This is a genomic window from Flavobacterium hibernum (assembly GCF_000832125.1).
Lineage (GTDB): Bacteria > Bacteroidota > Bacteroidia > Flavobacteriales > Flavobacteriaceae > Flavobacterium > Flavobacterium hibernum.
The window spans coordinates 1-21,470 of sequence record NZ_JPRK01000006.1 but is presented as its reverse complement, the minus strand read 5'-3'; the positions used below and the strand labels follow the sequence as shown (position 1 = coordinate 21,470).

Here is a 21,470-nt window from a genome sequence, read left to right as displayed (position 1 = left end):
CTAAGATCTTAATAACCGTAATCGTTCTTTAATTGACCATTACTTCCATCAATAAATACTTGCCATATTGGCCAGAATTGTCTGTTATCAGGGTTAACACCCGGTTTGTACAATGAATTTATCTTAGCGTCTGCTGCAGTTCCTGTCCATGTCCAAGCAACAGCGGTATAAGCTATACCAGGATTTGTAGATTCTCCTCTGTTTAATCCGTAAATATCTAGTGATACATTATCCGCTTTAAATTTATAATATAAAGTAGCTGGTACATCTGCATACTCGCCTGTACGAGTTGATAAAGCTGCCATTTTTACTTTTGCTTCATCTAATTTTGCTTTTAACAAATTCCAACGAATTAAATTTTGTTTACGTTCCATTTCGCCAGTAAACTCATATTTATTTTCTTTCACAAGAGCGTCAAACATTGCCTGCTTACTAGTTAATGCATTTACGTAAGCATCTACTTTAACAGCTTGTGAAGCAGCAGGGAATGCTCTTCTACGAATTTCTTTTAAATAAGGAGCAGCTGCACCAGGACCTTCTAATTCGTTAGCAGTTTCGGCAGCTATAAGAAGCACCTCAGCATAACGCATGTAGATTTTATTAACTCCATCATCATTAGTAGAAGTAACATAACGTTTCATCCATTCGTAACGGTATTTACCAAAATACCATGTATCTAATGAACCTAACTCTTGTTTAGCAATATTACTAACTGCCGCACCATATTTGTAAGGTACACAAGTAACATCTCTACGAGTATCAACTTGATCATAATCGTAAAAAACAAATGGTAATGGTCCCGCTACACCACCACGGTTAGCTCCATTAGCTTGAAATTGATCACTAGCCGCTGTGTGTTTTACAGCAAACGTAAATAACATTCTACCACGTCCATCAGCAAAAGGAAGTTCCCAAAGAGATTCTCCTCCAGCAGTAGTATTCTCCTCATTATACTTTCTCCAAAATCCCTCAAAAGTAGGTTCTAAACGAGCAGAACCACTTTGAATCACTTCACGAGATTCATTTAGCGCCAATGCATACATATTAGCTACCGAAAGTTCTGGGTCGGTGCTTCTTCTTACACCATCAGGATATTGTTGAAAACCACTCGCCGCCAAAGCCAAACGCGCTCTAAATGCTTTTGTAAAAGCTTTATTTACGTGCTCTACAGTACCTGTATATGCAGTTTGATTAGGCCATGCCACTAAAGTTGTTGCTTCACCTAAGTCTTTAATTAATTGTTTATAAAGAACATCTCTACTTGATTTAGGTAAATATAAAGTCGCAGAAGTAATTGGCTCAAAACGAGCCGGAACATCACCCCAGGCTTTAATTAAATCAGCATAGTAAATTGCTCTAAGTGTTAAAGCTTCTCCTAATAATTGTCCCATTTCTGTTCCCGGCAATGGATTTCCGTACTGACGTAAACCCTGAATACAAATATTAGCACGCTCAATACCAGAGAACATCATCGAATAAGCATTGTTGGTAGTATTCATCTCTGTATTACCTGGCTTTGTATCATAAACACACAAATCTGCCTTATCTCCTGCTGTTTGCGAAGTATTATACCATTCTACGTCAGTATTTAATCCATAATATGGTAAAAAACGTCCTCTATAAGAGTTAGTTTCGGCAAATGGCACTTTTATTCCATCAATAGCTCCTTTTGCTAATCCCGCTGTTGAGAAAATCAAAGACGCATCTAATGTTGATTGTGCAGGTGTATCTAGATAATCATCCTCGAATTGTTGACAAGAGTTGAATAAACCAGAAATAATCAATCCCGCTATTATTAATTTATGTTTCATTTTGTAATAATTTAAAATTAGAAATTAAGATTCATCCCAAAAACCATTTGTCTGCTTCTTGGATAAGGACTTGAATCAACCCCAGGTGTAAGTGGATTTTTTCTTCTTGTAGAAACCTCCGGATCAGAACCTGAATAGTTTGTCCAAACAAAAACATTGCTTGCTGTCAGATAGAATCTTAATTTAGAAACTCCAAGTTTAGATGTAAACATCTCAGGGGCTGTATACCCTAATGTTAAAGTATTCAATCTTAAAAATGATGCGTCTTCAACTGCCCAATCAGTAAATATTGCACTTCTCATATAAGGAGACCACATTGTTGTATTAGCATTAAGAGCAGTTAATGCAGCAGGATCTGTTACTAATTGACCTGAAACCGGATCCAAATTCGTCCATCTCTTTCCATCGGCCATAGTAGAATTTAAATTTTTGTACTGTCCTGAAGCAGTAGCTGTCGAAAATTCAATTTTATCAGCATTATAGACTTCATTTCCAATACTCCAGTTAAAAGCTGCCATTAAATCAAATCCATAAGCATTTCCGTTAATAACAAAACCACCAGTACTTTTAGGATTCACATTACCAATAACTGTTTTGTCAGTTAAATCTACCTTACCATCTCCATTAACATCTTTTAATTTCATGTCTCCAGGTTTAAGACCACTTCCATCTCCAACTAAAGTAGTAGCAGTATTAACTACGCCACTTTTTAAAACGTATTTCCCTTCAATATAATCAAAGTCTGAAACTTCGTATCTTCCATCATTTTTATAACCATACATTGCCCCTAGCGAAGAACCAACTTCGATTAAATAATCATCTCCAATTTGTGACGAAGCCCATCCTGTAGCTTGTCCAAAATTATTCATAACACCAAGTGAGTTAATACGGTTTTTGTTTATTCCCATATTGAATGAGAAATTCAATCCGTATTTAGCTTTTTCAATTGCCACAACATTAATAGTAGCCTCGAAACCTGTGTTTTGTGTTTCTCCCATGTTACGATATTGAAAATCGTATCCAGATCCAGGAACAGGGAAATTGATTAACAAATCGCTGGTAACATTTTTATAGACATCAAAATTACCACTTAAGCGATTCTTGAAAAACCCAAAGTCCAAACCAAAATTCTGAGTAACTGTTGTTTCCCATTTCAAGTCAGGATTAGGCATTGTTTTAGAAGGCGCCCAAACACTAGTAACTCCGTTAATCCAAGTTGTTGCTGTTGATTGGAATATTTGAACTTGTTGTCCTACAGGAATATTATTATTTCCTGCTTCACCATAACTCGCTCTTAATTTTAAAAGATTTATAGCGCTTTTACCTTTTAAGAAATTCTCTTCAGAAATTTTCCATCCTGCTGCAAAAGCTGGGAAATATCCCCAACGATTTTGTTCCAAAAATTTACTTGATCCATCTGCACGGAATGTAGCTGTAAATAAGTAACGGTTTTTGTAATCATAATTTGCACGTCCAAAAAACGATAATAATCTGTCATCAGGGCTGTAGTAATTGTCTACTGACTGCGGAGTTCCTTGTGTTGTTAATGTTTTTGCTTTATCAAAATCAAAAAACTTAGGATATCCATGAATCGTACTTGTTACAGTATTAGAAGTGTAATCGATACTTTCTTCACCTATAAGAGCACTTAAATGGTGGTTATCACCCATAATTTTTTTGAAATCGTAATTCAATGTATTAGCATTTCTAAAACGTTGATCTTTCGTATCTGTCATAATCATTGCAGGCATACCCTGTAATGTACTAACTGGAGTGTTAGCAATATAATAAGTAGTTAGTCCGTAAAAACGATAATCTAAATTGCTAAAATTATCCAAACCTAAATCTACTTTCAATTTTAAATTATCTGCAAGTTCCCATCCAAAACTACCTAACATATTGTAGTTTTTACGAAACTGTTGACGATCATTGTCAGATACAGCTCTTAACGGATTTACCAATACATCTGTTCCATCGCCAGAAGTGTCATCTGAAGTTAAACCGGAAACCGGAAGCGGTGCATAACCAACAATAGTACGCATACGTGAATCTGCCGAAGACTTTTCATTTTGCTCATTTACACCTCCACCATCAATTTCAGTATCTGAGTAACGCATCGTAAAACTAACGTCAATTTTATCATTCAATTTACTTTTTAAAGCCAACGAAAGGTTATTACGTTTGTAATCTGAACCTATCATAATAGCTTTTTCATCATAATGAGCATAATTAAAATTATAGTTAAGCTTATCACTTCCACCTCTAATTCCTAAATCACGGCTTTGTACCTCACCAGTACGTCCAAAAATTTGCTTTTGCCAATCATTACCTTTTAGACCGTTGTATAGATCGTGATCTTGCCAATTTCCAAAATACTTAGTGTATGAAGCTGGATCTGAAGCTACTTTTGTTCCTGTTTGAGAAAGCAAAGCATATTCGTATTGCCATTTAGTATAATCGTCCGGTGCCAAAACATCAATTTCATTGGCTATCTTTTTCATACCATAAAACATGTTGAAACTTACTGCCATTTTACCATTTTTACCACTTTTAGTAGTAATGATAATTACACCATTTGCTCCACGAGATCCATATATCGCAGTTGAAGCAGCATCTTTCAATACTGTCATCGAGTCAATATCAGATGAAGAAATATCGTTCATGCTATTGATTGGGAATCCATCTACAATAATTAAAGGCGAAGCATCCTGAGTAAGAGAACCACCTCCACGAACTCTAATTTTAATATCTGCATCTGGAGAACCCTCTGACGCAGTTACTTGCACACCGGCAATTCGACCTGTTAATGCCTCAGCAACATTTGCTACGGGCACTTTTTTCAAATCGCTACCAGAGATACTAGATACAGCTCCTGTTAAATCAGATTTTTTTGATGTTCCATATCCAATTACAACAACTTCATTTAAACTGTTAGAATCTTCAGTTAAAACGATTTCCATATTTGTTTTTCCTGCAACTGAAGCTTCTTTTGTTTTAAATCCTATAAAAGAGAAACTCAAAACTGCTTTAGGATTACTAAGTTTTATCTTATATCGTCCGTCAAAATCAGAAGAAGTAGCATTCTTTGTCCCTTTTTCTAAAATATTAACTCCAGGCAAACCTAGTCCTGCAGCGTCTTTAACTGTTCCTTCAAATACTACAGACTGTGCACTCATTTGATTGCTTGCCAGTAAGCACAATAAGAAAACAACTGCAAAGCAACAATTTGCTCCTTTGTTAAATAAATCTTTAAAATTCATGGTTGATTGTTTAAGTTATTAATTGTTTTTTGTTCTAAGTGGTTTTTTGTGGTTATTATTATTTTTCCGATTAAACTTTCTTAAGAATATTAAAGCTTTATTTCCACAACAAGAGTTGGAGTTTTTTCACCTATTTGCAATGACTCAAATTGGCACTTATTTTAACAATAAAAAAAAGTTGTAATCGATTACACAAACTTAAATATTTTTTTGATATAAAAAATTAAAATTCATAAAAAATTCATAAAATAAATTAAATATCAAAAATAAAAGAGGTTTTTTATATGACATATGTAATTTAAGTCACATATAAATATTAAATATATTTTTATTATTCCTTTATTTGTTGCGATTTTGCAAAAAAAACAATCGATTACACTAAAACTATTTACAATATCTGCAAGTGTTTTTTCTACACTTAAAACTTATCCAGACCTCAAAATTTATGTAATAATTTTTATACTAAAAACTAAATTCCGAGTCTTGGTACTTTGCTTAAAAGACTTAAAAAGAATACTATTCTTACTAATAAAAATCTGATACCACTAAAATTAAAACATAAACAATAGAAAACCAGAATTATAGACAAAAAAAAGTCCTTAAACCAAATTTGGTTTAAGGACTTTTACTTATAAAAAAGTAAGTTAGATCATTATGCGCGTTGCAACTGCAAATTACTCTTATGTTTTTGCATTAATACAAAAGTAATAACCATTCCTATAACAGCCATTCCTAAACCAATTAAATTTGGAGAAGCATAACTATATCCCGCAGTCAATGGTAATCCACCTAAAAAGGCACCCAAAGCGTTTCCAATATTAAAACTTCCTTGAAGTGCTGCCGAGGCAATCATCTCTGCATCTTTAGCCGTTTTAATCATCAACATCTGAATTGGTGCAATTACCGAGAAAGAAATCGCTCCGGTTAAGAAAGTAAGAAACAAGGATACATATTGATTAGATGAAAAGAAGTAAACCAAAATCAAATCAATCGACATTACAAATAGTAGTGCCAAAACGGTAGGCGCCGGAGAAAATTTATCGGCAAGCTTTCCACCTGCAAAATTTCCAACCACCATTCCTAAACCTGCCAGAATCAAAATATAAGAAACATCTTCTGCCGCAAACCCAGAAACATTAGTCAATAAAGGCGCGATATAACTAATCCACGCAAATAATCCTCCAAACCCAATTGCAGTAATCCCGATAATTAGCCAAGCCTCGGTTTTCTTAAAAAATTGCAATTGCGTTTTCATATTCACATTTCCACTCTTCTCTAAGTTTGGCATCCATAAAGAGATAAACAAAAATGTAAGCAACCCCACAACGGCTATTAATACAAAAGTATAACGCCATATAAAATTGTGACCTATATATGTACCAATTGGAACACCTATTAAATTAGCCAGAGTTAAACCGGCAAACATAATCGAAATTGCCTGAGCCTCTTTACCTTTATCTGCCAAACGGCTAGCTACTACCGCTCCAACTCCAAAAAAGGCGCCATGTGGTAATCCAGAAAGGAATCTCGAAGCAAATAAAAAATTATAAGTTGGTGCAATAATCGAAAGCGCATTAAAAACCGTTAACATTAACGCTAATATCAAAAGCATCTTTTTTGGAGCTAAGTTTCTTCCCAAGATTACTAATAAAGGCGCTCCAATAACAACACCAAGCGCATAAGCTGAAATTAAATATCCGGCAACCGGAATTGAAACTTTCATATCTGAGGCAATATCCGGCAACAAACCCATCATAACAAATTCGGTAATACCGATAGTTAAACCTCCTAATGAGAGTGCAATAAGACTTTTTTTCATTTGTTTTATAAGAAAGGAATAGACTTTCTATGGTGCAAATTTACCACTGTTGCATTCAAAATAAATTGTATATTTGCGATATAAACTTGTAAATTTATGTTATGCCAAAATTAAATCAATTCAAAACACTGGTTATTGATGAATTTGAGGACGAGAAATTTCATCTTCCGCCGCACTCGCATACGTATTACGAAATTATCTACATAAAAAAAGGAAACGGAATCCATCATCTCAACAACAATTTGTTACCCTACAAATCCGGAGATTTATTTGTGATTTCGCCGGAAGACGAACATTATTTTGATATTAAAAAAAGTACCCGATTCTTTTATATTAAGTTTACAGACAATTATTTCAATTCGAATAGAAATCTTTTTTGTGATGATATGCATCTTAATACGCCCGAAGATTTCATGCGCGATAAATTGCTAAAAGAAACAGTATTAAAACTTGACGATCCGTGCAAAACAATATTAAAAAACACCATCGAAAACATATCTGCATACAATTGCAAAATAGATGTTTCGACCTCTCCTATTGTATTCTATCAAATTCTTTCGATTTTTGGTTTGATTAAAGAAACCGTTCGCGGCATGAATTTACAAATGAAATCAACTCATATCGATTACGAACAAATTGCATCTTATATTCATCAGAACATTTACAATCCAAAATTAGTGCAGATAAAAGTTATCGCCAATCATTTTAATATTGCCGAAACTTATTTTAGTGCCTATTTCAAAAGAACATTCGCAATAAGTTATCGTGACTATATTCATAATCTAAGAACTACTTTGATCGAAAAGCGAATTCATAACAACCAATTACCTATTAAACAAATAGCATACGAATTTGGTTTTACCGATGAGAGCCACTTATCAAACTATTTCAAAAAGAGAAAAAACATGAAACCTACTGATTTTAAGAAAACATAAAATTTGAAATCTAAAACAGGTAGAAGCTTTTAATAATTTGATTAAATTTGTAATCGTAAAATATTTTTAGTTGACAAAAAAACTTCACATAGTAGTACTCATTCTAACACTTGGCTTCTTTTTGATGTCAGGAACGAGTTATGCTTGCGGAAAATCTTCTGAAAAAAATTCGTACGAAAACAAAGCAACTTCAAACAAAACAAATAACACTTGTCAAAAAGATTGTTGCAAAAAAGATCACAGCCCCAATAAAGACCAACATGGCTGCAACGGAAAATGTGATCATTCTGGTTGTACAACTTCAAGTTTACATCACAGTTTAATTGCAATAAACGAATTTGCATTTGATACTAATTCATTCAATTTCTCTGTCGAGAAACAAAATTCACTACACAAAACCGCTAGTATTTCTGCTGGTTTTACTTCTATTTGGTTACTACCAAAAATAAAATAATTCTATTTCTGATAGCCCTAATTGGGTTTAGTTTAATCGCAATCACGATCAGGAACAAAGATTTAGGCTAAACCTACAAAACAAAAATTAAAATTATTTAACTGAGAGAAAAAATCATCTTCTCTATTAAAATCTTATAAAATGAAAAACACAATATCAACTATAGCAGCAGTAATAATCGTATTATTTTCTGCAAATACTATTCAGGCAAATTCAATTAAAACAGAAATATCTACAATTGAAGATGTCGATTCTACACAATTACAATCTGTTTATGATGCTTATTTTACTGTAAAAGATGCCTTAATTAAAAGCGATGCAAAACTAACTTCGGCGAAAGCCAAAGATTTATTGACAGCAATTACCGCAGTAAAAATGGACAAATTAAAAAGTGACGAACATACTGCATGGATGAAAGTCATGAAAAAATTGACAGCAGATGCTAAAAGTATTTCTACAAGTTCAGATTTAAAAAAACAACGTGAAACTTTCAAATCACTTTCAAAAAGTACTTACGAATTAATTAAAGTTTCAAAATCTTCGCAAGTTGTGTACAAACAATATTGCCCAATGGCCGATGCTGATTGGTTAAGCAAAGAAAAAGCAGTTAAAAATCCTTATTATGGTTCATCAATGTTAACTTGTGGTAACGTGGTAGAAACCATTAAATAAACATGACTCTTTACATCAAAAACATGGTGTGCGGTCGCTGTAAAATGGTTGTGAAGTCTGAGTTTGAAAAACTTGGACTTCACACTACTTCAGTGGAATTAGGCGAAGTAGAACTACAAGATCCAATTACCGAAAATCAAAAAGAAATTTTACTTAAAAACCTGCAAACTTTAGGTTTTGATTTTATTGATGACAAAAAAAGTAAAACTATTGAGAAAATAAAAAATCTCATTGTCGATTTAGTTCATCATAAAAACAACGACCTTAAAGTTAATCTATCCGATTATTTAGTAGAAAATCTAAATCAGGATTATAGCACTTTGAGCAATCTATTTTCGGAAGTTGAAAATACTACTATCGAAAAATATTTTATCAGTCAAAAAATAGAAAAAGTAAAAGAGCTATTGATATATAATGAGCTTTCGTTAAGCGAAATTGCCGATATGTTAAACTACAGCAATGTAGCACATTTAAGCAATCAGTTTAAGAAAATTACGGGCTTTACTCCTACTTACTTTAAGCAATTGAAGGATAAAAAACGCATACAGATTGAGAATTTGTAATTTTTCTTGACCGCAAAGGGTATTAAAATTTTATGTCATTTCGAGGAACGAGAAATCACAAAGTAGGCGATTAATTCAGGCTTAAAACAAAAAACTTTGCGCTCTTTGCCGTTAAATATTCTTTTTGTAAATCTTACAAATCATTCTCAAAATTATACAAACCGATGTAATCGTTACTTCGGAAATTTGCATTGTAATACTTTAAAACAAAAAACAATGACACATCAATATGTAATTTCAGGAATGTCGTGCGACGGTTGCCGTAAAAAAGTGGAAAAAACTTTAAACACAGTAGAAGGAATTCAAGCCGAAGTAACATTGAATCCTCCATTGGCAACTATAACAATGGAAAAACATGTTCCGACCGAAAAATTTCAAGAGGTTTTAACTGAAGCCGGAAAGTATACTATTGAAATGACTTCTACACAAAAAAATTCAGATACAGCAGTTAAATCTTGTTGTTCGAGTCAAAATAAAGAAAGTTATGCAGGTCATGAACATAAAAAAAAAACCGTTGTAACTCATAATCATAATACAACCGGAGTTTATTATTGTCCCATGCATTGCGAAGGCGATAAAACTTATGATAAACCAGGAGATTGTCCAGTTTGCGGAATGGATTTAGTTCCGCAAATTGCAATCAACACCACGCAATTTACATGCCCAATGCATCCGGAAGTTATTTCAAACGAACCAGGAGATTGCCCAATTTGTGGTATGGATTTGGTTCCGATGCAAGCTTCTGAATCTGAAGAAAACAAAACTTACGATGATTTAATGAAGAAAATGAAGATTGCGCTTTTGTTCACCCTTCCAATCTTTATTATTTCGATGTCAGAAATGATTCCGAATAATCCTCTTTTTAAAATCATGTCTATTGAAAACTGGAATTGGGTTCAATTCTTATTTTCAATTCCTGTGTTATTCTATGCAGGTTGGATGTTTTTTGTTCGTGCTTATAAATCGATTATTACCTGGAATCTAAACATGTTCACTCTTATTGGAATTGGAACTGGTGTTGCTTTTCTATTTAGTATCGCTGGAATGTTTTTTCCAGATATTTTTCCATCAGAATTCAAATCACATCACGGAACCATTCATCTTTATTTTGAAGCTGCAACAGTAATTATAACATTAGTTTTATTAGGTCAATTATTAGAAGCCAGAGCACACGGACAAACTAACGGAGCTATAAAAGCATTATTAAAATTGGCTCCAACAGAAGCAACTTTAGTAGAAAACGGAACTGACAAAGTAATCTCGATTCACAATATCAAGAAAGACGATTTACTTCGTGTAAAACCAGGAGAAAAAATTCCCGTTGACGGAAAAATAATAACTGGAGAAAGCAGCATCGACGAAGCTATGATTACCGGAGAACCAATTCCGGTTGATAAAAAAGTTGGCGATAATGTAATTGCAGGAACTATAAACGGAACCAAGTCGTTTGTTATGATTGCCGAAAAAGTGGGTTCTGAAACCTTGCTTTCTCAAATTATTCAAATGGTAAACGACGCAAGCCGCTCGAGAGCCCCAATTCAGAAACTGGCAGATCGTGTGGCAAAATATTTTGTCCCAACAGTTGTGTTAATTTCGATTTTAACCTTTATTGCTTGGGCAAAATTTGGTCCGGAACCAGCTTATATCTACGGATTAATTAATGCCATTGCAGTATTAATTATCGCATGTCCATGTGCTTTAGGATTAGCAACTCCAATGTCTGTAATGGTTGGTGTGGGTAAAGGTGCACAATTTGGTATCTTAATAAAAAATGCCGAAGCACTAGAAAACATGAATAAAATTGATGTTTTAATTACAGACAAAACTGGAACAATTACAGAAGGAAAACCATCTGTCGAGAAAATTTATTCAGTTGCTAATAATGAAGACATTTTATTGCAAAACATCGCTTCGTTAAACCAAAATAGCGAACACCCTTTGGCTCAAGCTGTAGTTAATTTTGCGAAAACTAAAAATCAAACTTTAGTTGAAGTACCAGACTTTGAAGCTGTTGCCGGAAAAGGTGTTACGGGAACGGTTAATGGAGCAAAAGTGGCTTTAGGAAATAAAAAATTAATGATTGAAGTTGGTGCTTCGATCTCAGAAGACATTGAAAATAAAATTATTGCCGAACAAAGTTTAGGAAAAACGGTTTCTTATATCGCCATTGACAATACTGTTTTAGGATATGTAACAATTACAGATGCTATAAAAACGACCAGCGAAAAAGCAATTAAAGATTTAATTGATCAAGGTGTTGAAGTGATTATGATGACCGGTGACAATGGTAATACTGCAAAAGCCGTTGCTGATCGCTTACATTTAAGTTCGTTTAAAGCAGATTGTCTTCCTGAAGATAAACTAAAAGAAATTCAGCGTTTACAAGCCGAAGGCAAAATTGTAGCAATGGCAGGCGATGGAATTAATGACGCTCCGGCTCTAGCTCAAGCAAATATTGGAATTGCAATGGGAACAGGAACTGATGTTGCCATAGAAAGTGCCAAAATAACGCTTGTAAAAGGTGACTTAAACGGAATTGTAAAAGCAAAAAAACTAAGCCATTCTGTAATGAAAAACATCAAACAAAATCTATTCTTTGCTTTTATATACAATGTTTTGGGCGTGCCAATTGCAGCAGGAATTTTATATCCTGTATTTGGAATTTTGCTTTCGCCGATGTTGGCAGCTTTAGCAATGAGTTTGAGTTCGGTTTCTGTAATTGTAAATGCCTTACGCTTACGAAATCTAAATCTTTAAAAAATTAAAATGAAACTATACACTATTATGATTGTCTTTTTGATTGCTTTAAGTGTAAAAGCTCAAAAAGTAGTGCGTTATGATTTACACGTCAGGGACACAATTGTAAATTTTTCCGGAAAAGAAAAACGTGCTCTTACGGTTAACGGACAAATTCCGATGCCAACATTAACCTTTACCGAAGGTGACATTGCAGAGATTTATGTACATAACGATTTAAAAAAAGAAAATACAGCCATGCATTGGCACGGATTATTTCTTCCAAACAAAGAAGACGGAGTTCCATATTTAACTCAAATGCCAATAAAACCCGGAACAACTCATAAGTATACGTTCCCAATTATCCAGAACGGAACGTATTGGTATCACAGTCATTCGGGCTTACAGGAACAAATTGGTTTATACGGACTCTTTATTATTAATAAAAAGAAAGACGATCAAACATTTAGAAAAGGAATTGATGATTTACCAACAGTTCCGATAATCTTAAGTGAATGGACAGATTTGAAACCAGAGAACGTTCAACGAATGTTACACAATGCCAATGACTGGTTTGCGATAAAAAAAGGAACTACTCAAAGTTATGCCGAAGCGATTCAAAAAGGTAACTTTTCGACCAAAGTTACCAACGAATGGAAACGCATGAATGCTATGGATGTTAGTGATGTTTATTATGAGAAATTCTTAATAAATGGAAAAAATGAGAATCAGCTTTCGCAATTTAAAGCAGGCGACAAAGTGCGACTGCGAATTGCAAACGGAGGTGCTTCAAGTTATTTTTGGCTAACATATGGTGGTGGAAAAATAACCGTTGTAGCCAGCGATGGTAACGATGTTGAACCGGTAGAAGTTGACCGATTGATTATTGCAGTTTCTGAAACCTATGATGTTGTGGTTACCATTCCTGAAGATAAAAAATCATTTGCTTTTTTGGCTACAGCCGAAGATAGAACCGGATCTGCTTCTTTATTTTTAGGTGAAGGGACTAAACAGCCTGTTTCACATCTTCCAAAATTGAAATATTTTGAAGGTATGAAAATGATGAATGATATGATGAAGATGAATGGAGAAATGAATGATATGGGTATGCAAATGTCTCTTAACAAAATGGACATGAATGCTGTTATGTATCCGGAAATTTCGGGAGAAGATGAATCTACAAAAGTCGAAGATCATTCTATGCATAATATGGAAGGCATGAAAATGGAAGATATGAAAATGTCTAGCGATACAACAGAAACTGCCGAAATTACAACCTTGAATTATGGAATGCTAAAATCTCCAACAATAACAACTTTACCAAAAGATGCTCCCGTAAAAGAACTAAGATTTGAATTATCAGGAAACATGAACCGTTATGTTTGGAGCCTGGATAATAAAGTAATTTCTGAAACCGATAAAATTTTAATTAAAAAAGGAGAAAACGTTCGCATTGTATTGTATAACGGTTCTATGATGCGTCACCCCATGCATTTGCACGGACACGATTTTAGAATTCTAAATGAACATGGAGAATATTCCCCTCTAAAAAATGTGATTGATATTATGCCTATGGAAACCGACACGATCGAATTTCAGGCAAATGCAGATGGCGATTGGTTTTTTCACTGTCATATATTGTATCACATGATGGCAGGTATGGGACGTATTTTTAGTTATGAAAATTCAGCTCCAAATCCTTTAATTAAAGATCCAAAAATGGCAGACAAAATGCTAAAAATGGACGATCGCATGTTTCATCTTATGGCCGAAAATGACTTTGCTACAAACGGAAACGATGGAGAAGCAATGTTAGGCAACACGCGTTGGAGCATTGGAACTGAATGGAGATTGGGTTATAATAATGAACATGGTTATGAAACCGAAACGCATATTGGCCGCTATATTGGTAAAATGCAATGGCTTATGCCTTTTATTGGTTTCGATTGGAGATATCGAAAAATGGGTATGGACGAACAGGAACAAAATATATTTGGCCAAAAGAACACTAAAGACAATCGTTCTGTGTTTAGTGCCGGTATCGAATATACTTTACCAATGCTCGTAAAAGCGCAGGTTGAGGTTTACACCGATGGAAATGTGAGAATACAATTTGAACGAAAAGATATTCCGCTTTCCAGACGTTTGCGAATGAATTTAATGTGGAATACAGATAAGGAATATATGGCTGGTTTAAAATATGTTGTAGCTAGAAACTTTGGAATTACAACACATTATGATAGTGATATGGGAGTTGGTTTTGGCTTGAATATGAATTATTAAACCAGAATTTTATTTGATCTTTAATGACATATTATTACAAAAACATTAACAAAATTGTAAGAATCAACTCTGAAAAATCTTGTTACATTTGAATCCTCAAACCGTACTATTTATAACTATCAAACAATTTAAAATTATCTAAAATGACAAAAGTAATTACCGTTCTAACTATTGCTGTGTTTTCAATTGGTGTAAGTGCACAAGAAACTAAACCTACAAAAAAAGAAAAGGATAAAAAAGAATCATGTTGCACTAAAAAAGCCAAATCTGAAAAGAAAGATAAAAAAACTTGTTGTGTTAAAAAATAAATTGAATAACCATTTCAACAAAAAAGACCTCAATTACTTGAGGTCTTTTTTTATGGTTTATTTTTTGCCACAGATTAGAGGTTTTTATAATCAAATAATCATTGTCATTCCGAAGAACGAGAAATCTTCACAAGAAACTAACACAAAGTTTTTTCCTAAATTGTAGAGCTACTTGAGGAGATTCCTCGTTCCTCGGAATGACAAAAACATGCACATAATCTGTAGCAAAAAAAATACAAAACTATTTCAATCGAACACTCCATTCAAAATCCATTTCAGAAACCTGAACTCCTTCTTCGTTAGTTCCAATAGATTTCATCCAGAAAGTTTGTCCCTCGCCTGTCGCAATTGTTCTCTTAATTGCATCTGCAATTAAATGTCCGTCATTGCAAACAAATGTAATTCTCCCGGTAGCTTTTTTGGTAAAGTTTCCTTTATTATTCGCCACTAGCATCGAGATCTTTTTGCCACTTTCCTGAATTTGCGAAATAACCAATGCTCCAGTTGTCAATTCGGCCGCCATTGCCTGAACAGCAAAATACATCGAATTAAAAGGATTCTGGTTTATCCATCTATGTTTTACACTAACCACACATCTATCTTCGTCGATTGCCTTTACACGCACACCGCAAATATATGCTGATGGTAATTTGAATAATACAAATTTATTAAGTTTAGAAACTGATAATGCCATGGTATTTGTTTTTTTATGTAAAAATACAAAAAAACTATGCACGCACAATAAATCGCAATTACTTTCCTAATTCATCAGTAAAATCAGTACCTAACAATGATTTTCAGCATATTATGCATCATTTTAAAACATTAACTTTGTTAATATTTTGTTAATATTTGGTACTATGTAAAACAAGATACTGTCTTTTAGACATATATTTGCATAAGAAAATACTATATACTTTTAATCATGGAAACAACAACACCACTCATCATGGAAACCACATCAGAAAGAAACACTGCAACGTTCACACATTTAAGCACATTGAGTCAATATATTATTCCTTTTGGAAATTATATTTTCCCAATACTAATCTGGACGAGTTACAAAGACAAATCAGAATTTGTAAATCACCACGGAAAACAGACTTTAAACTTCCAGTTAAGTTTATTGCTTTACACCTTGGTTTTAGCTTTAATCGCAATTCCAATTTTTATAACTGTTTTTCTTCAAAACCTTCCAATGGAAGCCGTTTTTAACGACGAAGATTTCGTAATTAGAAATTTTGATTTTCACGGAAACATTGGATTATTAAGTGTTGGTATAACGGCGGTTTTACTATTTGGAGTACTAAAATTTGTTGAGTTCTTTTTAGTGATTTATGCTTCGATAAAAGCTTCAAACGGAGAATTGTATAAATATCCGCTAACGATTCCTTTTATAAAGTAATCCTTAAAAAGTTAAAAGTTATAGTCGAAACATTACAATCAATCAATAAGAATAGTTTCGAATTCAATCATCAATCAATCATCAATCAAAAAACGAATTGTTCAATCTAAAAAAAACAAAATGAAATTATGAACATTGAAAACACAAAAGCACAGATGCGCAAAGGTGTTCTTGAGTTTTGCATCTTATCAGTATTAAAAGAAAAAGACGCATATACATCTGAAATATTAGACACTTTAAAAAACGCAAAATTACTAGTTGTTGAGGGAACAGTTTATCCACTTTTAACTAGGCTGAAAAACGACGGTTTGCTTAATTATCGTTGGGAAGAATCGACCTCTGGGCCACCACGAAAATATTACGGATTAACCGAGATAGGACAAACTTTTTTAAACGAACTTAGCGGAACTTGGACAGAATTGTCTGACGCCGTAAATCTAATCACCAATCAAAATCAATAAGTCATGAACAAAACAGTAAATATTAACTTAGGCGGTATGTTTTTTCACATCGATGAAGACGCATATTTAAAATTGACACGCTATTTTGACGCTATAAAACGATCACTTAACAACTCATCTGGACAGGATGAAATTATTAAAGATATCGAAATGCGTGTTTCTGAATTATTAACAGAAAAACAAAAAAGCGAAAAACATGTTGTAGGCTTAAAAGACGTTGACGAAGTGATTACCGTTATGGGGCAACCTGAAGACTATATTATTGAGGACGAAGAAAAACCAAACAAATCTTTTAATAATGGTACAAGAAAACACAAAAAATTATACCGTGATAAAGAAAAAGGGATGATTGGTGGTGTTGCAACAGGTTTAGGACATTATTTTGGAATTGACCCTGTTTGGATAAAAATCAATTTCTTAATATTTGTTTTTGCAGGTTTTGGAGTTGGAATTTTAGCTTATTTCGTTCTTTGGATTGTAACACCGGAAGCGGTTACAACTTCAGAAAAACTAGAGATGACTGGAGAACCGGTTACGATTTCGAACATTGAAAAAAAAGTTCGTGAAGAAATTGAATCATTATCTGATAAATTTAAAAATGCAGATTATGACAAAGTTGGAAACCAAGTAAAGTCCGGAGCTGAGAGAATAAGTAGTTCATTTGGAGACTTTATTATGACGGTTTTTAAAATCTTTGCTAAGTTTTTAGGAATTATTTTAATCATGTCAGGACTTAGTGTTTTAATCCTTTTATTAATTGGAGTTTTTACTTTAGGAACAAACCTTTTTATTGAATTTCCATGGCAAAACTTCGTTGAAGCCGGAAACTTTACAGATTACCCAATTTGGTCATTTGGATTATTAATGTTCTTTGCTGTTGGAATTCCGTTTTTCTTTTTGACACTTTTAGGTTTCAAATTGTTATCTCCAAACTTAAAATCTATCGGGAATATTACAAAATATACTTTGTTAGCAATTTGGATTATTGCGGTTACAATTGCAATTAGCATTGGAATCAAACAAGCAACTGAATTTTCATACGATAATAAATCTGTTGAGAAAAAAGAAATTAAAATTAGTCCAACTGACACACTTCATGTAAAATTTAGATACAATGATTACTATTCAAAAAGCTTAAATCAGCATAGAGATTTTGAATTTGTACAAGATTCTGCCAATAATCAACTGATTTATTCTACAGATGTTCGCTTACATGTTTTACGCACGGATGAATCAAATGCTTACTTACAAGTAGAGAAAACTGCCAGAGGAAACTCCTTTACAAATGCAAAGAAAAGAGCCGAAAAAATCGATTATAAAGTTCAAATCATCGGGAATCAAATCATTTTAGATAACTACTTTCTTACAGATGTAAAAAACAAATTTAGAGGTCAGGAAGTTGATATCTATTTGTACTTACCACAAGGACAATTATTCAAACCAGATGCATCTATTCAAGATTATGACGATTCTGAAGATGATTTTTTCAACTTACACTTTAGTGGTAACTACAACTATAAAGTTGAAGGTTCGAAAATTAAATGTTTGAATTGCCCAGCAGGAGAAAATGAGTATGGAGATGCTGATTACAATACTGACGAAGATAATACTATTGATAACGATACTATTGACAACGACACCGTTAAAGAAGTTTCGATTAAAATAAATGGAAAAGAAGTTTTAAACGGAAAGAAAACCAAAGGAAGATTAACCACTGATAAAAACGGAGTTATAATCAAAATTAACTAAGCCATGATAAAAATAATCATTCATATTACAAAATTCATAGTTGCAGGAATCGCTGCTCTATTATTTGCCTCTTGTAACCTTAACGTAAATACTATTGAAGGAAGCGGAAATGTTACGACTGAAAAAAGAATTGTTCAAGGAGAATTTAAAAATATCTCTGTAAGTAATGCGATAGATTTAGTGATCCAGCAATCAGATTCAACCGAAATTACTGTCGAAGCCGATGATAATTTACAAAAAGATATTATCACAAAAGTAGAGAACGGAACTTTAATCATTAAATGTAAATACAACTCTTTCAGAGATATTACAAAGAAAAAAGTAACCGTAAAAATGCCTAAAATAGATAAGTTAGAAGCTTCAAGCGCTTCTACTGTAATAAATAATGGTCTTATTACTGGCGAAGATATCAATCTTGAAACTTCAAGCGCTGCATCAATCGATCTAAATGTCGAATCTGATAATGTAACTATTGATTCGGGAAGCGGAAGTACCATAAACATCAAAGGAAAAGCATTAAAAACAAGAATATCGGCATCAAGCGGCTCTAATGTAAATGCTCGCCAATTGCAAGTAAACGAAATACAAGCAGAAGCTTCGAGTGGCGCAAGTGTTAATGTGCATCCAATCGTAAATTTAAAAGCAGAAGCTAGTAGCGGAGGAAGCATCAATTACGACTCTACTCCTAAAACAATTGAGAAAACTGCAAGTTCTGGAGGAACGATCAGCCAAGGATAAAGCCTCTTAATCTGTTAAATATATAAAAAATCATTCATCAAAAGTGGATGATTTTTTTATATTTGTTCCAATCAAATCAAGAATTAATGAAAAAAAATACAGCCCTACTCCTATTATTGTTGGTAACGACATTAACTTTTGCTCAAAAAAGAGAAAAAATAAAAGGATCTAAAATCGTGACAACGTCAATAAAAGAAGTTGGAGAATTTGATGGTATTGAAGCCGACGACAATTTAGAAGTATACTTAGAGCGAGGAGAAAAAAACGAAATTAAAATTGAAGCCGACGATAATTTACACGACATCGTTGGAATGGACTTAAGAGAAAAAGTACTTCGTTTATACACTTCAAAAGAAAGTACGATATTCAAAAAATTAGTAATCCACATTACGTATACAAGTTCGTTAAAAAAAGTAATTGCTAAAAATGAATCGGTTATTTATGCAATTCAGGAACTTCAATTAGACGATATTACTTTTAATACTTTTGATTATTCTAAATTATTTTTGAATGTAAATGCAAAAAAATTCAACTTAACAGCCGATGATAAATCAAGAATCGAATTGAACTTAAAATCGGAAGATGCAGCTTTGCAACTAAGCAAAACAGCTTCAATAAAAACATTAGTATCTGCAATAAAATTCAAATGCGACTTATATCAAAAATCAATCGCTACAATTGAAGGAATCGCAGAGAAAGCAACTATTCGTCTAGACAATAATTCGATCTTTACAGGAACAAAATTCACATTAAAAGATGCCAACGTAACTGCCGAAAACTATTCTAAAGGAAGTATTTTAGCCGAAACCACAGTTTCAATTGCACTTGGAAATAACGCCGAACTTTCTCTTTTTGGAAGCCCGACAATAACACTTACACGTTTTTCTGAAGAAGCAAAATTGTTTAAGAAGATTAAGTAAAAAAGTCACAGTTTTCAGTTTCAGTTCTCAGATTGAAACTGAAAATTAAACCAAACAAAAAGTCCCAATCGTAAAGATTGGGACTTTTTGTTTATAGTCGATTTCACATTCCAATAAAAACTGGAAACTGAAGCTGAAAACTGCGACTGAATTTATTCTTTTGAAGCCAAATATCTTTCAGCATCTAGTGCAGCCATACATCCTGTACCGGCAGCAGTAATTGCCTGACGATACACATGATCTGCAGCATCACCAGCTACAAAAACACCATCAACATTTGTTTTAGATGTTCCTGGTACATTTACAATATAACCAGTTTCGTCTAGAGTAATGTAATCTTTAAAAATATCTGTGTTTGGTTTATGACCAATTGCAACGAAAAACCCTGTTGCAGGAATGTCAAAAATTTCACCAGTTGTTTTGTTTTTTGCTTTTATAGCATGAACAACATTTTCATCTCCTAAAACTTCAACAGTATCGTAATTCATTAAAATCTCGATATTTTCAGTTTTACGAACGCGTTCTTCCATGATTTTTGAAGCCCTGAATTTTTCGCTTCTTACCAACATGGTAACTTTTTTACAAAGTTTAGATAAATAATGCGCTTCCTCACAAGCAGAATCTCCTGCTCCAACAATTACTACTTCTTGATTACGGTAGAAAAAACCGTCACAAACAGCACAAGCAGAAACTCCACCACCCATTTGTAAATAATGTTGTTCAGAAGGTAATCCTAAATATTTAGCCGAAGCACCTGTAGAAATAATAACAGTTTCGCAGTGCAATTCGATTGTATCGTTAATCCAAACTTTATGAATATCTCCTGAAAAATCAACTTTTGTAGCCCAACCATCACGAATATCTGAACCAAAACGTTTTGCTTGTTCTTGTAATTGAATCATCATTTCAGGCCCAGTAACACCATCAACATAACCAGGAAAATTTTCAACCTCATTAGTTGTAGTCAATTGACCACCAGGTTGCATTCCTTGATATAAAACTGGATTCATATTTGCTCTGGCAGCGTAAATTGCTGCAGTATAACCTGCTGGACCAGAACCAATAATTAGGCATTTAATTTTTTCGATTGTATCTGACATAATGTGTATAGTATTTATAATGACGATGCAAAAGTAAGTTTTTATTGTTGGAAAAAAGAACTCGACTAATCAGTTTTTGTTATTCTAAAATAGAGAATAACAAATAGCTTAAAAAGAAAAAATCCTTTCTTTAAAACACATAAAAGACTTTTGTCGGGGTGGCAGGATTCGAACCTGAGGATTTCCCGATTAAAAATCGGGACGCGATAATCGTTCTATACTAGAATTTTAGCTTTCAGTTTATGCCAAAAAAAAA

General features: G+C 33.4%; 17 protein-coding genes. 12 read left to right on the top strand and 5 right to left on the bottom strand.

Annotated features, from left to right (window positions below):
* Positions 1 to 8 precede the first annotated feature (8 nt).
* The 3 genes from IW18_RS06710 to IW18_RS06700 all read right to left on the bottom strand — a co-directional run bounded on the left by IW18_RS06710 (position 9) and on the right by IW18_RS06700 (position 6,890).
* Entirely contained in the window at positions 9 to 1,811 is a 1,803-nt protein-coding gene (locus IW18_RS06710; protein WP_041516830.1) for a RagB/SusD family nutrient uptake outer membrane protein, read from the bottom strand.
* Between the two features lie 17 nt (positions 1,812 to 1,828).
* Positions 1,829 to 5,071 carry a SusC/RagA family TonB-linked outer membrane protein gene (locus IW18_RS06705; protein ID WP_041516829.1) on the bottom strand — a complete coding sequence of 1,081 codons (3,243 nt, stop codon included), beginning with the start codon at positions 5,069 to 5,071 and terminating at the stop codon, positions 1,829 to 1,831.
* A 652-nt stretch (positions 5,072 to 5,723) separates the two neighbouring features.
* Positions 5,724 to 6,890, bottom strand: a complete 1,167-nt coding sequence (locus IW18_RS06700; protein ID WP_041516828.1) for an MFS transporter — start codon at positions 6,888 to 6,890, stop codon at positions 5,724 to 5,726.
* Between the two features lie 101 nt (positions 6,891 to 6,991).
* On the opposite strand from IW18_RS06700, the gene IW18_RS06695 reads away from it, so the two are divergent.
* The 7 genes from IW18_RS06695 (at position 6,992) to IW18_RS23185 (ending at position 14,841) form a co-directional block, all read left to right on the top strand.
* Positions 6,992 to 7,825, top strand: coding sequence for an AraC family transcriptional regulator (locus IW18_RS06695; RefSeq protein ID WP_041516827.1), 834 nt, complete (start codon positions 6,992 to 6,994; stop codon positions 7,823 to 7,825).
* A gap of 70 nt (positions 7,826 to 7,895) precedes the next feature.
* Positions 7,896 to 8,279, top strand: coding sequence for a hypothetical protein (locus IW18_RS06690; RefSeq protein WP_041516826.1), 384 nt, complete (start codon positions 7,896 to 7,898; stop codon positions 8,277 to 8,279).
* 141 nt (positions 8,280 to 8,420) lie between these two features.
* Positions 8,421 to 8,951 (top strand): DUF3347 domain-containing protein, encoded by a 531-nt coding sequence (locus IW18_RS06685; RefSeq protein WP_041516825.1) that lies wholly within the window; start codon positions 8,421 to 8,423, stop codon positions 8,949 to 8,951.
* A 2-nt stretch (positions 8,952 to 8,953) separates the two neighbouring features.
* Complete coding sequence (locus IW18_RS06680; RefSeq protein WP_041516824.1) at positions 8,954 to 9,514, top strand: helix-turn-helix domain-containing protein; 561 nt, start codon at positions 8,954 to 8,956, stop codon at positions 9,512 to 9,514.
* 216 nt (positions 9,515 to 9,730) lie between these two features.
* A complete protein-coding gene (locus IW18_RS06675) occupies positions 9,731 to 12,271 on the top strand; it encodes a heavy metal translocating P-type ATPase (RefSeq protein ID WP_041516823.1) in 2,541 nt (846 codons plus the stop codon).
* Between the two features lie 9 nt (positions 12,272 to 12,280).
* A complete protein-coding gene (locus tag IW18_RS06670; protein WP_041516822.1) occupies positions 12,281 to 14,533 on the top strand; it encodes a multicopper oxidase domain-containing protein in 2,253 nt (750 codons plus the stop codon).
* A gap of 143 nt (positions 14,534 to 14,676) precedes the next feature.
* Positions 14,677 to 14,841, top strand: coding sequence for a hypothetical protein (locus IW18_RS23185; protein ID WP_160113193.1), 165 nt, complete (start codon positions 14,677 to 14,679; stop codon positions 14,839 to 14,841).
* Positions 14,842 to 15,082: 241 nt separating this feature from the next.
* On the opposite strand, the gene IW18_RS06665 is transcribed toward IW18_RS23185, so the two are convergent.
* On the bottom strand, positions 15,083 to 15,535 hold the full coding sequence (locus IW18_RS06665) for a DUF4442 domain-containing protein (protein ID WP_041516821.1): 453 nt from the start codon (positions 15,533 to 15,535) through the stop codon (positions 15,083 to 15,085).
* Between the two features lie 231 nt (positions 15,536 to 15,766).
* Here IW18_RS06665 and IW18_RS06660 point away from each other — a divergent pair, with 231 nt between their 5' ends.
* From IW18_RS06660 to IW18_RS06640, 5 genes are all read left to right on the top strand, one after another.
* Positions 15,767 to 16,246 (top strand): DUF4870 domain-containing protein, encoded by a 480-nt coding sequence (locus tag IW18_RS06660; RefSeq protein WP_084607925.1) that lies wholly within the window; start codon positions 15,767 to 15,769, stop codon positions 16,244 to 16,246.
* 128 nt (positions 16,247 to 16,374) lie between these two features.
* The gene (locus IW18_RS06655) at positions 16,375 to 16,707 is read left to right on the top strand and encodes a PadR family transcriptional regulator (protein ID WP_008464689.1); all 333 of its coding nucleotides are present in this window, start codon (positions 16,375 to 16,377) and stop codon (positions 16,705 to 16,707) included.
* 3 nt (positions 16,708 to 16,710) lie between these two features.
* Complete coding sequence (locus IW18_RS06650) at positions 16,711 to 18,456, top strand: PspC domain-containing protein (protein WP_041516820.1); 1,746 nt, start codon at positions 16,711 to 16,713, stop codon at positions 18,454 to 18,456.
* A 3-nt stretch (positions 18,457 to 18,459) separates the two neighbouring features.
* The gene (locus IW18_RS06645; protein WP_041516819.1) at positions 18,460 to 19,194 is read left to right on the top strand and encodes a head GIN domain-containing protein; all 735 of its coding nucleotides are present in this window, start codon (positions 18,460 to 18,462) and stop codon (positions 19,192 to 19,194) included.
* A gap of 86 nt (positions 19,195 to 19,280) precedes the next feature.
* The gene (locus IW18_RS06640) at positions 19,281 to 20,114 is read left to right on the top strand and encodes a GIN domain-containing protein (RefSeq protein WP_041516818.1); all 834 of its coding nucleotides are present in this window, start codon (positions 19,281 to 19,283) and stop codon (positions 20,112 to 20,114) included.
* Positions 20,115 to 20,266: 152 nt separating this feature from the next.
* Here IW18_RS06640 and trxB read toward each other — a convergent pair whose 3' ends face one another.
* Positions 20,267 to 21,214: a thioredoxin-disulfide reductase gene (trxB, locus tag IW18_RS06635; protein ID WP_041516817.1), complete on the bottom strand. Its 948-nt coding sequence runs from the start codon at positions 21,212 to 21,214 to the stop codon at positions 20,267 to 20,269.
* Positions 21,215 to 21,470: the final 256 nt, after the last annotated feature.

Bases quoted from the DNA above. Each gene is read 5' to 3' on its own strand.
- IW18_RS06710 (WP_041516830.1), bottom strand. From the start codon at position 1,811: ATGAAACATAAATTAATAATAGCGGGATTGATTATTTCTGGTTTATTC.
- IW18_RS06705 (WP_041516829.1), bottom strand. From the start codon at position 5,071: ATGAATTTTAAAGATTTATTTAACAAAGGAGCAAATTGTTGCTTTGCA.
- IW18_RS06700 (WP_041516828.1), bottom strand. From the start codon at position 6,890: ATGAAAAAAAGTCTTATTGCACTCTCATTAGGAGGTTTAACTATCGGT.
- IW18_RS06695 (WP_041516827.1), top strand. From the start codon at position 6,992: ATGCCAAAATTAAATCAATTCAAAACACTGGTTATTGATGAATTTGAG.
- IW18_RS06685 (WP_041516825.1), top strand. From the start codon at position 8,421: ATGAAAAACACAATATCAACTATAGCAGCAGTAATAATCGTATTATTT.
- IW18_RS06680 (WP_041516824.1), top strand. From the start codon at position 8,954: ATGACTCTTTACATCAAAAACATGGTGTGCGGTCGCTGTAAAATGGTT.
- IW18_RS06675 (WP_041516823.1), top strand. From the start codon at position 9,731: ATGACACATCAATATGTAATTTCAGGAATGTCGTGCGACGGTTGCCGT.
- IW18_RS06670 (WP_041516822.1), top strand. From the start codon at position 12,281: ATGAAACTATACACTATTATGATTGTCTTTTTGATTGCTTTAAGTGTA.
- IW18_RS23185 (WP_160113193.1), top strand. From the start codon at position 14,677: ATGACAAAAGTAATTACCGTTCTAACTATTGCTGTGTTTTCAATTGGT.
- IW18_RS06665 (WP_041516821.1), bottom strand. From the start codon at position 15,535: ATGGCATTATCAGTTTCTAAACTTAATAAATTTGTATTATTCAAATTA.
- IW18_RS06660 (WP_084607925.1), top strand. From the start codon at position 15,767: ATGGAAACAACAACACCACTCATCATGGAAACCACATCAGAAAGAAAC.
- IW18_RS06655 (WP_008464689.1), top strand. From the start codon at position 16,375: ATGAACATTGAAAACACAAAAGCACAGATGCGCAAAGGTGTTCTTGAG.
- IW18_RS06650 (WP_041516820.1), top strand. From the start codon at position 16,711: ATGAACAAAACAGTAAATATTAACTTAGGCGGTATGTTTTTTCACATC.
- IW18_RS06645 (WP_041516819.1), top strand. From the start codon at position 18,460: ATGATAAAAATAATCATTCATATTACAAAATTCATAGTTGCAGGAATC.
- IW18_RS06640 (WP_041516818.1), top strand. From the start codon at position 19,281: ATGAAAAAAAATACAGCCCTACTCCTATTATTGTTGGTAACGACATTA.
- trxB (WP_041516817.1), bottom strand. From the start codon at position 21,214: ATGTCAGATACAATCGAAAAAATTAAATGCCTAATTATTGGTTCTGGT.